We start from the raw sequence: 1,749 nt of genomic DNA on the forward strand, positions 1-1,749 counted from the left end.
GGCGGGCGCCGTTGTGGCTGCCCGCCCGCCGCGGAGCGAGACGTGTCCTGCTTCCGGCTGCGGGTGATGGCCGCGGTGCCGGATAGGGGCGGCAGGGTCAGGAAGCGGTCGGTCCGTAGCGCCGCGCGAACTCGGCGGTGGTTTCGGCCAGTTCCCGTACTTCGTCGAGGGTGCGGGCCCGGCGGCTGGCCCAGGCGTCGATGTCGATGCAGGGGTTGCCGTTGCGGGCGGTCACCACGGCCTGCATGGCCTTCATGGTCACCCAGTAGACGTCGCGGTCCTCGGTCTTCCCCAGCGCTTCCCGGAGGGTGAAGTCGCGCTGCGGAAGGCACTGGTCGCGCAGCCACTGGATCACGGCGCGGATGGAATTCGCCGTCGTCGACTGTTCGTTGACCGTGTTCAGAGCGCCGGCGTCGGTGTCCTCGCTGATCTGCTTCACCCAGCGCCGCTCCTCAAGGAGCCGGATGACGAAGCCCAGGTGCTCGGCGACCTCGGCCCCGGTGACCGGCGTTCCCGACAGGCCGATCCAGTCGGGGGTGCCGTACACGGGGCGCATCTCCTTGGCCGCGACCTCGAACAGGTGCTGCTCGTCGGGGTGTTCGCCGGTTGCCGCCTGCGTCGTTACGGTGTCAGATGCCATGCGTCCTCCTGGTGGTCTCGTGCTGGTGTCGACCGACGAGCAGTCGTCTGGTGCTGTCGACCAGTCGGCCGGTCCGGTCCCGGAGCCCGCGCGCATCGTGTGCGGCGGGTATCCGGGGCCAGGCCGGTCGGCAGGGGCAGTTCAGGTCCTGCGGGGTGCGCGGGGATGCGCTTCGTGGACGGCCGCCGTGTTGGCGGCGGCGAGGGTGACGTCGATCGCGTCCTCCGCGCGGCGTCCGGGCATCTGGTTCCAGTCGCCGATCAGCCGGGGGTGCCGGGTCTCGTGGACCTGCCCGCGGCGGCGGAGTTCGGCGAGGACGTACGCGGCGGCGCGGTGTGCGGTTTCGGGAATGCCGACGCCGAGAGAGACCGCAGCGCAGATCGCTCCGCACAGGCAGCGGCGTCCTCGCAGGTCACGCAGGTGGTGCGGTTTCTGCTGCCAGCCCCACTCGCGGAGGATGTGTGCGGCGACGTAGAGCTGCGTGGAGGGGCCGTGGCTGATGTCGGTGCGGTGGGCGAGGTGCGCCCAGTCCGGCAGTGCTCGTGCGAGGAGGCCGGGCAGTTTGATGTCGAACGGCGGGCGGGTGCCGTACGGGGCGGGCTGCGGCTGGCCGATGCCGGCGTCGGCTTCGAGTTCGGCGACGGTCTTGGTGACCAGGCGCCGGGCTGCGCCGTCGGCGGGGGCGGTGCGGTCGTAGGCCGCGACCAGGTCGTTGAACTGCTGTGTCACGTCGGGGGGTTCGACAAGTGTCGTGACGGCCTGGAGCGCGGCGGTGTCGAGTTGGGCAGGGGTGAGGGCGGTGGCGGCCACGGTGGGCTCCTTGAGGGTCCGTTGGCCGCCAGCGGCGGCGATGGTCAGGCGATGTGGCTGCTGATCTGGCTGAAGACGTCCAGGCAGGCGGCGGTCGCCGAGTTGAGCGGCGGGGCGATGGGGGTGTCGGCGGCGTAGAAGCCCAGGAGCCCGGTGAGCAGGGCGCCGAGGACGGGCATGCGGCCGGTGTAGATGAGTGCGCCGACGACGGCGAGCAGTAACAGAACGAGGGAGATGCTGATGATCACGGTGGGGCTCCTTGTGGATAGGGCTGGGGGCGGCAGCCGGTTCGGCTGCCG

General features: G+C 71.3%; 3 protein-coding genes. All 3 read right to left on the minus strand.

The annotated features are described in order from the left end of the window. Positions 1 to 97: 97 nt before the first annotated feature. Positions 98 to 640, minus strand: a complete 543-nt coding sequence (locus AN218_RS29845; RefSeq protein ID WP_070020177.1) for a DUF6197 family protein — start codon at positions 638 to 640, stop codon at positions 98 to 100. 141 nt (positions 641 to 781) lie between these two features. Further along, a complete protein-coding gene (locus tag AN218_RS29850) occupies positions 782 to 1,450 on the minus strand; it encodes a DUF6197 family protein (RefSeq protein WP_070020178.1) in 669 nt (222 codons plus the stop codon). A 44-nt stretch (positions 1,451 to 1,494) separates the two neighbouring features. Next, entirely contained in the window at positions 1,495 to 1,698 is a 204-nt protein-coding gene (locus AN218_RS29855) for a hypothetical protein (protein ID WP_070020179.1), read from the minus strand. Between the last annotated feature and the right edge of the window lie 51 nt (positions 1,699 to 1,749).

The sequence above is a fragment of the Streptomyces nanshensis genome (assembly GCF_001751255.1).
In the GTDB taxonomy this organism is placed as follows: Bacteria; Actinomycetota; Actinomycetes; order Streptomycetales; family Streptomycetaceae; genus Streptomyces; species Streptomyces nanshensis_A.

Excerpts from the sequence above, each read along its gene's own strand:
- AN218_RS29845 (WP_070020177.1), bottom strand. The coding sequence starts at position 640 with ATGGCATCTGACACCGTAACGACGCAGGCGGCAACCGGCGAACACCCC.